We start from the raw sequence: 9,473 nt of genomic DNA on the forward strand, positions 1-9,473 counted from the left end.
ACCACATGCTCTCCGTTGTTTCTGACCTCTATTTCCTCTGGACTGATTCCCGTGCCGAAACGCAGTTCCCCTATTCCGTCGCCAGGGACATGTGTCTGATAATAATAATCTACACGGTCATGCCCATCGTCCCTATTCCAAATGAATACATTGTTGCCGCCGCCGCCACTGTCGCTCCAATCCTTTATGTAGTCGGCTCCCGGCCCTCCCACAAAAATATCATTTCCCCGCGAGCCCTGGATCGTATCGTCGTCTTCAAGTCCGTATACCGTCACAGTTTCTCCGACTTGGCTTGACGTATACAGCGTATCCTTCTCATCCGTTCCCCGGACTACTTTTTTACCTATAATTTCGCTCCATTTCCACACTTCGCCTCCTGCGAAGCGGATCTCGTCCAGGCAATAGCGGATGTCTCCTCGGTTCGCCCTCTGGAATGTCACGCTTCCACTTCCGTCTATCAGCGCGAACACCACATTCTCACCGCTGTTGCGGACCTCTACTTTCTCCGGTTCGATTCCCGCTCCGAATCTCAGAACCCCGATCCCGTCACCAGGAACATGCGTTTGATAGTAATAATCCACACGATCATCACCATCTCCCTGGTTATACACAAATATATTGTTGCCGCCGCCGCCACTGTCGCTCCAATCCTTGATGTAGTCATCTCCCGGTCCAGCGACTACGATATCGTTTCCTGGTCCGCAGTAGACATTGTCGGATCCATGCAAAGAGTATGTGATAAATGTGTAACCCTTCCGGCTGCCGGTATTGATGTTATCGCCTTGCTCCGTTCCCCAGATAACAAGTTGAGGATTCGCGACAAGAAACGCAATTTCGTTTTCCATCATCTCCGAGTTGTCGAAGAACACTATTTTTGACAGTTTGTTCTTGTCATCCGTGTACCAGTTTTTCATGGTCACGCGGCCTAATTCGTCTCCTTCAGCGTCCAGAATCATGATTAACAAGTCGTCTTCTTCACGAGAGAAGAACAAGTCCTCTTTCCAGATGCTAGGTCCGAAATGCAGCTCGTCTTTATCGCCATTCGATAGGATGACGTGTCCATCGCCGATGTTGTATACATAAGTATCGTCGTCACCATTACCCTCTACTACATCGAGGAATGCATACGCATACTGTACTTGCTTGAGATTCGGAACGATAGTTCTTTCATTCGCAAAAGCGGTGAGCGGCAGTACTTGAAAAATCATGGTGAAAATGAGCAAAGATGCTATAAACTTTTTGGCATTATACCGCATTGGGTTATCCTCCACATAAAATTAATGTGTGATAGTTTTATATATAAGGATTATTTCTTACAAGGGCAAAATATGCATTTTTATCAAATTCCATGTAAGATTAAGTATTCTGAAATATAACATTCTTGGAGAACCACGGGGGCCAACCGAAATATGGGTACGACCGAGATACATGTTTGTCTCTCATGTCGTCCAGCTTGGTGGATCGTCAACCACCACTTAAGGTGAATTATGAGAATAAAATATACAATATGTCTGACGAAATTTATCCTTACATTTAATTTTGTCAAGGTACTAGCAAGGTTCGAATGATTTTGCCGGCAACTCCAGAGACGAAGATTGAAGGGGCATCTTGAAGGGGCATTACGAAGATTGAATACGGCGACGAACGCCTTAACATGCCCGACGGACGTTGTTAAATACTTCGCCGCTCTTGGGCGAAGGAAACACAAGTTCATCGCCATCGCTGACGATCTGAACCTCCCAATCAGCCAATACTTTCGTCAATATCGCATTCATGGGAATATGGATTTTTTTCCCTGATTTTGCGGTTTCTGGTCGAACAGTTAAAGTTTCTTCTCGAAAGTCAATATCGTTCCACTAAACTAAATCGCATTCCTCAGTTCAATACACGGCACCGCCCCCAATGCCGCCCCACACAAATCAACCACCAATACAAGCACTAACAACAACTTCCTCATAACAAACGCCTCCCTGTATTTTTGTCCAACTGCCAGCTTTCAGATCTTTTCTGTTAAGTGTAATGTTTTCTACATTTTGCTATGTATATCGAATTGTCCTCGATACTATATATTAGCCGGTGCTCTTCATTAATTCTTCGACTCCAAAAACCTTCAAGGTCGTACTTCAGTGGTTCAGGCCTCCCGATACCTTCATTCCCATTTCGCTCTATGTCGTGAAGAAGTTCATTGATTTTACGAATAAATTTTCGGTCATTCTCTATCCAATAACAATAATCTTCCCATGCGACGTCTGAGAAAATTTTATTCATCATCCACCAGCCTTTTAGTCTGACCGTCACCGCGTCTTAATTGCTCAATAGAAACCAGTAAACGCGCGTAATCTGTCTTATTTTCGCGAATGTATAGATTTTCCATGATATTGTTATATTCCGATTCCGACATGACAACTACGTTTTCATTTTGCCCACGCGTGACAATGATTGTTTCAAAATCGTGCACCGCCACATCACAATATTTCTCAAAATCGTTTTTTATGTTAGAGCAATCAATTGCTATCATATCTCAACAGATCCTTTCAGAGTACTAATACCTACTTATAACGAGTAGATACATTTCGCATAGTATTTCTTTGACTATAAAGTCAAAGAAAAAGCTGAATCTCGCAAAGCTCGTAGAAAGATTCCACGAGCGCCGTTGTAGTACCGATCTACAATAATATTTCCATCACAGTAGAGACAGACGATTCTAGCTCCAGGCGTATTTAAAATTTCACCCCGTCTGTCATCCAATCTTTTCCTTTTCATAGCCCAATCTCCTTGCCCAGTCTCCTTGCTTCGTTTTTCTACCAGATCAATTTCATATCACCGACCTCGTCATGTCCTCACCGGAGGCGGATTTCAGCAAGGACTCAGACTTAAATGCCTTTTCAGGCAAGGCGGACGCAATTGCGCTTTCTATTTCTCTGCTGATCATAGTCCATTTGAACAGCCTGGATAGCCTGCACGATCACGTCGCCGGGGGTAGTTGCGGAGAACTCCAGTGCCCTATCTCGTCTTGTTCACGCAAAAATGCATACGTCTCCGGCGTTGCCGGCAAAATTCATTTTCACCATATTAAAATAGCTCATAGGTTCTAAAGCCAATTTTTTATCGCCTGGATGACTTTTTGCCACGTAGTTTCTGAGACGTTACTCGTCACATCTGAAATAAAAGACTCGTGAACAGTCATCATTTTATGTGTTAGAAATGGTAACTATTTCTTTAATACCTAAATCAACACCTATTCCATCGGTAGCCCAACAGGTATATACCCATACTCTTTCAGCTTTATCCAGTCTAGGGTGGGTATCTTGATTCGATGCCGTCGCGCTTGTGTATCCGCACCCAATTATCCTTTTTACTCGTCAAATCCGATCTACTCTACTCGTCAAATCCGATTTACTCTACTCGTCAAATCCAAACGACTGTACCCGCAACGTCAGACAGTTTTCGGAGACTGTCCGCACGGTTTGCTGTGAGAAGCCGTCTCCAGACTTGGCCTCGACTTCGAGCGACACTTCGACTTGCGCACCTGCCAATGTAAGGTGACTGATGACCTCCTCGACAAGCCGCGGAACGTCATGCCCAATACGAGTGGTATCAAGTTGCGCGGACATATAAAAGCGCGTATTTTTTAGAAGTTCCGGCTTTATAGCTTTGGAAGAAGGTTTCTCTCCGTCTCTTGTGTTAACGGAGATCACCGTTGTGACATTGTCTCGTTTAATTTCGGCGGCTGCTTGACGCTCTGCCGTTTCCTCGGCAAGCTGCTTTTGTGCCACGCTGACCTTCACCAGATAGCCGGAACGCTCGATGATGTTGACATGCTGGTGGAACTTCTGGTCAATGTATCGCGTTCCATCAAACCCCGAAGCCAACGCGAAATACTCGGTAGAATTCAAACCCGTGCGTATTGTCTCTTCCAACACGTGCTCGCCCGCCAAACGTGGAAGGTAGCAATAGGTGCAAAGATACTCCCAGAGTTTCTTTATGGCAATATTGTCCGCATCGCGCCACAGCAAGTTATCCAGTTCCATCATGAGCAGAGCCGGAGCCCACTGTGTGATGATTGCCTCATTCTGGAGCATCTTCTTGGCGGCTTTCGAGACAATGCTGTCGTTTCCGCCACTGATGCGGATGGTATCCCACACGATTGTCTTCATGTCCACGTTCTTATCGATGTATGGAACGAGAAGCCAGCAATACGTCTCTTTAATTTGAGACTCTACGGTCTCGTCGCTCCGCTTGAGATTGTTATCTGTTTCGCGGTCCTGAGCCGCATCGAGATTCAAATCCTCACTGTCCTCTTTGATGGACTTCCAAGCGAGGTAAAGCCGAACCGCCTGTTTCAGCGACGACATCAAGTCCTGGTCAGGCACGATAAAGGCGAGCATATTTCTATAGATGCGCGGGGTATTCCCACGGTTATTCAGGATGTCTATGACCGCTGCCATCGCACTGTTGTTTTTGTTTGATGCTTTATATGTCTCCGCAGGCCGCAGTATCACCAGGCGGGCTGCCTGTTCGTCCGGCACGTCAAGGGAGGAGGAAGGACAGATATGGAGGCCGGCGAAGGGTTGCTCTTTACGTAACCTACGCAGGCGCGTTTCGATTTCGTATTCCACATCCGAAGCTGAAATTTGCGTGGCTCGATCTTCTACGGTCTTGCGGAGAGTCGGTCTTGTGTCATACCAATAACGGTCTCCCGACGGGTTGGTATAAAGGTAGGCAAGCGAAAACGTAAGCGTATTCAACGCATCGTTGAAGTTGGCGATGTTCTCGCCCGGCTGAACAACGCCGAGGCGTATTCTTGAAGCCTCGATACCGCGCACGTTTTGGTTTCTGGAAGTTGGCGCGCTGCCCAGCATCACGGCGCGGGCGACTCGGCGCGAAGCAAGGCAAGAACCATAGCGGATATTTCGTTGGTCGTTCTGGTAGGGAACGGAGTTTTTGCCGTCCACTTCTCTGTCGACCAATCCGTTCCATTCATCTCCCAGATTGCGCATCAGTTCGAACTGAACGTTGCCGGAATTCAGCGGGACAGAACCAGGCATAATCATAAAACCGGCGTCGTTGCCCATCCAGAGTTCGTGAATGACAGCGGCCATCAGGCGCAGAACACCACGAGTACGCTGAAATTTTCCCAACGTTGACCAATCTTCATACAGTCGGTCAAAAATTTCCGGGTGAATGGGATAACAGGAAAGCAAGCGATTTTTGTATTCCAACTCTTTGGTCTCGAGCGGGAAATCGCTTGGGTTCTCGTTATACATTTGGCTGAACTTGGCGCAGACAGCATTGCGCCCGTCGGGGTTTTTGCAGTCGAGAAACAGCCTGCGGCGCACAACTTCAAAGCCTTCATTGGCGGCCACGGGCTTCCAGATAGATTCCATGCGTCCGAAAGTATGCTCGATGGTTTCGAGCGCCGTCTTACCCGCGTCTCCGCCGATTTCGATGTCGGATTCCGGAATCGACGCCACAACAAGGCTGTTTTTACTCGCCCTTGCCGCCTCGGTCACTTCTTGAATGAACGCAATGAAGTTGTCGAACGTTCCTGCGGGCAACCCGCTTGCACCGTAGAGTTTCTTAGCGTAAGCCACTAACTCGTCCATCAAAACAAGGCATGGAGCGCAAGCATCAAAGAGGTTTTTCAGCGCTTCCGAACCTGGCGAAACGCCTTTCTTGTCGGCTTCCTTCACATAGTCGTACAGCTTTGGCTTGCCTATCGATTCCGCAAGTTGCGCCGCCATCTCGCCCCAGATCGTATTGATGGTGATACCGGGCATGTTCTGCGGACGCTTGGCTTTCGACGGGTCGAGCGCGGTACCGACCAGCACGGCTACGTTCGCCTTCGGCAACACCGAAACTTCAGCTCTTTGCAGCACGTGCTTTACATTCGGAATTTTTTCAATGGAAACACGCCCGCGTATCATATGATAGAGAGCCAGCATACTGTGAGTTTTGCCACCTCCGAACGCGGTTTTAAGCTGAATGACGGGCTCGCCGTCCTTGCCGCAGACACGGCGGAGCGATTGCTCCAACAACCCCGTCATGCCTTCGGTGACGTAAGTACGGGCGAAAAATTCCACGGGGTCGCGATACTCGAACGAGCCTTCGCCTCGCGCCACTTGCGCAAGGTCGGCTGCGAATTCGGCGTTTTTATATCGTCCCTGTGCTACGTCGGGATGGGGTTCGATAACATCGCGCCAGCACGGGAGCCCACTGACAGGCGTTGTCTTCAGGATACCCGCGTTCTTTTGCTTTGCGGCGACAGGAGCAACCGACGATTCGCTAACGGCAGTAGAGCCGCTTTCTGAACCATAACGGGAGGTACGGAGCAAACCGCGAATGCTCTCCGCGCTTTCCGGATCGATCTGCTCGCAGAGCCGAGACATAGTGTCCAGCGCGCGCCAAGTGTCGTCGTCGGAAAAATCTGTGCCACCGATGTGCGCAAGTCTGTTTCTTACACTCATGAGTTCTTTAGACCAAGTCCGGTGGTCTATTGAAAGTTTTTTGCGGAAAACCGCGTTCCAGTTGATGTCGAACAACAAAAGACACCGCTGGATGTCGAGAGAGTTTGTCAAAATTTTCTCATCATCGGAAGAGGGCAGATCATGCTTTTGGTCATCATACAGCGCGTCGAGAACGGCAGTCTGCCACCAGTGCTCTTTATATTGGTTTCGGAGTTCCTGCGCGATATAAGGCGCGAACGCGCCCAGCAATGTTCTGAATCCCTGAGAAACGATTACATGATTGTCGGCCATAAGCGATCTCTCCTAACTGATTAGGTGGTTTTGTTTCGCCGCGTTGTTATTGAACACCGATATCTCCGCTTTCCATATTTTTAAATACGGATTCAGCATCGTTTTAAGTACTTCTTGAATTTTACGGCAATCACCAGGCCCACAATCGTTAATGATCAGCGCGAATACGATACCTTTAAGTTCAGGTGAATTGGGCAGTTTATCGATCATTACTCCTAACCTCACCGCGCAATACAAACTCAACGAATGCAGGAATTTCTCATAGACTTCGCGTTTTCGCTCGTTGAACTTTCCAACGAAGTCTTTGTTGAATTTTGCTTCGAAAAACCATAGTTTGGTGTCGATATTTCGCACAAATTCGACAGTTTTAACATGCCCGCCTATATTTGTGTATGCGGGCGATTCTTCGATAACGTAGTCGGTCTCATGAGGAAGAAAGGACATTCCGCTGTACTGCGGATACTTATCCATTTCCGAATGTCCTTTCAAGCTCTTTTTCGTACAGCTTTGTTTGCTCGGCGGTCAAGGTATTCGGCGTCAGCACATCGAATCGTTCGCTCTTGTCGGCTTTGATTTGTTCGCCGTCTTTGTAGAGTGAATAAAACATTACGCTGTCGCCGTCTTGACGGTTCACACTGAAGTAACTTGCCAAAATCTCGCTGTGTGTTGCGAGAAAAATCTGCACGCCGCCTCGTTGAAGTTCGAGAAGAATATCCACAAGCACCGGCAAAAGTTCGGGATTGAGGCTGTTTTCGGGTTCGTCCCAAAACAAGACAGAGCCTTTTTCCAGTTGCCCGCTCGTGACCAACAATCCGAGAAAACCGAGTTTTTTGTAACCGCTTGCCTCGTTTGCAAACGGGATACGCACACCATCCGTCCTCAACGTGTAGAAAGAGCCCTCGCCTTTATCCCAACGTGCCTCACCGCCGATAGTGTCGACTATCATTTTGCCGACTTTTCGCTGTGTTTCAGACTGTACTTGTGTAGGTATGTCCTGCGCACTAATCAGCACGTTTCTGTAAATTTGGCCAAACCCTGTCTGCTTTTGCTCAATGAAAGTCAATAGGCCTTTTGCGTGTTCGAGAATATCTTTTTCAGGTATGTATAGGCTGCGATCGTCAAAACCTTTGTAAATCAACCTAACACTGCTTTTTATTCCATTGGTTTGAGTATAGCTTTTAAGACATGCATGATTAACGTCCTCTTCCAATGTCAAATTACTAAATTCATAGTTTTTATCATCTGGAAAATAATTGTTAATGTTCAATGCCCGTGTAAAATTGGAATGAGCTTTTCCTTCTCCAAATTCGCGCTCATTCATTAAGCTCAACTGTGGATAATATTTGCAGATAACATACATCACCTTCAACAGCGTCGTTTTACCCGTTGCGTTCGCGCCAATCAACACGTTCACTCCAGGACAAAAGTTCGCCGTGAACTCTCCTTTGAATACAAAAAAATCTTTTATTTCCACACGATCGATTGCCATCGCTATGACCATTCCTTTCGCTTCGCTCAGGCACAAAACGAGAATAAACCTAATTCCAGGCTAACGCGTTGTTTAGGGAAATTATGCGGACGCTAATAGTCCATGCAAACTTTGTCGTAAATAGTTGAAACTGGGCGACATATTGTTATCGACGTTCATCTTGGGGCTTATCCTTTCAGCCCATTGCGACTTTTCTTTGCCGACAGCCTGCCATCCCTTAGCGGAGAGGGCAACCGCACCGCCTTTGTAGACCGCATTCGCCAAGCATTCCCATGTGCCGCAGATGGAATCATTTACATATGCGGTCAATATAGCGTCTTTAGCACTCGGATAAGCAGATTTAATTGCCGGTATGCCGCCCAAAAACCATGCTTCGCCTTCTTCAATCTGATGCCCTCCCGCTTCTCCTTTCCATACAACGCCTTTCCCGCTGTTCAAAACTAAAAAGGAAAAGGGCCAGCCATGTTTTTGCCCTTTTCGACGTTGCCTCAAGCGTTCCTTAAGAACATACGGCCGTTGCTCATCATCGAGATCAATCGATAACTCGTAGGTAATCGGACGAGCATTACCGTCTTCTTTGTAATACACTTCAAATCCGATTGGCTCGCTTATACCTTGAGATCGAATTCTGCCGAATCCGCCGCGACCGCGAAGATCACAGGCTTCTTCGACTCCTACTTTCAAGCAATCCGCCAAAAAACCGAACGCGTCAAACAATGTACTCTTACCAACTCCATTTTTACCGATGACAGCCGTCAATGGAGACAGAGGGGTAGCTTTTTGCCTATTCCATAGCCTACCAAGAATGACATCTTTTAGCGCTTTGAAATTTTTGACGTGAAACCCTTCTATTTTGGGCATATCACGCAGTCCTCCTCCGGGTCAATCATCTGTATCGCCAAACAGTTTGAACTGCTCGCCGACGTCCCCACGGGACATGAGTTCCGCCGCCTTCAATTGTACATCGGGCCAGGCCACGACGAGCGAATTGTAAGCGAAGGCTTCGCCAGCCCAGCCCTTACGCTCCGCGATGGTGTATAGCCGGTACGCGAGGGCTTTCGACTGTTCCACGTTCACGCCGAAAAGTTCCGCAACAATCTTCGAGGCAGCGTCGACGCCGCCCGTTTCCATCGCTTGGGTTAATTGTTGGGTGAGCAGCCAGATGAAATCTTTCTGGGGATTGATATTCTTTTTGATTTCTTCCCGCGTCAGCAAACGTGCAACGC

The 9,473-nt window shown here is 47.6% G+C and carries 8 protein-coding genes; all 8 read right to left on the bottom strand.

Annotated features, from left to right (window positions below):
* On the bottom strand, positions 1-1,256 hold a 1,256-nt coding region (locus tag LBJ36_11135; GenBank protein MDR1379584.1), incomplete at its 3' end, for a hypothetical protein.
* A gap of 754 nt (positions 1,257-2,010) precedes the next feature.
* Positions 2,011-2,268: a Txe/YoeB family addiction module toxin gene (locus LBJ36_11140; protein MDR1379585.1), complete on the bottom strand. Its 258-nt coding sequence runs from the start codon at positions 2,266-2,268 to the stop codon at positions 2,011-2,013.
* Positions 2,261-2,518: a type II toxin-antitoxin system prevent-host-death family antitoxin gene (locus LBJ36_11145; protein ID MDR1379586.1), complete on the bottom strand. Its 258-nt coding sequence runs from the start codon at positions 2,516-2,518 to the stop codon at positions 2,261-2,263. Before LBJ36_11145 ends, LBJ36_11140 begins: the two co-directional genes overlap by 8 nt.
* An 883-nt stretch (positions 2,519-3,401) precedes the next feature.
* Positions 3,402-6,758 (bottom strand): DUF499 domain-containing protein, encoded by a 3,357-nt coding sequence (locus LBJ36_11150; GenBank protein ID MDR1379587.1) that lies wholly within the window; start codon positions 6,756-6,758, stop codon positions 3,402-3,404.
* Between the two features lie 12 nt (positions 6,759-6,770).
* Complete coding sequence (locus tag LBJ36_11155; protein MDR1379588.1) at positions 6,771-7,229, bottom strand: hypothetical protein; 459 nt, start codon at positions 7,227-7,229, stop codon at positions 6,771-6,773.
* A complete protein-coding gene (locus LBJ36_11160) occupies positions 7,222-8,247 on the bottom strand; it encodes an AAA family ATPase (protein ID MDR1379589.1) in 1,026 nt (341 codons plus the stop codon). The genes LBJ36_11155 and LBJ36_11160 overlap by 8 nt, the downstream gene beginning before the upstream one ends.
* An 81-nt stretch (positions 8,248-8,328) precedes the next feature.
* Complete coding sequence (locus LBJ36_11165; GenBank protein MDR1379590.1) at positions 8,329-9,108, bottom strand: AAA family ATPase; 780 nt, start codon at positions 9,106-9,108, stop codon at positions 8,329-8,331.
* A 21-nt stretch (positions 9,109-9,129) separates the two neighbouring features.
* The coding region (locus tag LBJ36_11170) for a hypothetical protein (protein ID MDR1379591.1) at positions 9,130-9,473 on the bottom strand (344 nt) is incomplete at its 5' end.

Source organism: Synergistaceae bacterium (assembly GCA_031267575.1).
Lineage (GTDB): Bacteria > Synergistota > Synergistia > Synergistales > Aminobacteriaceae > JAIRYN01.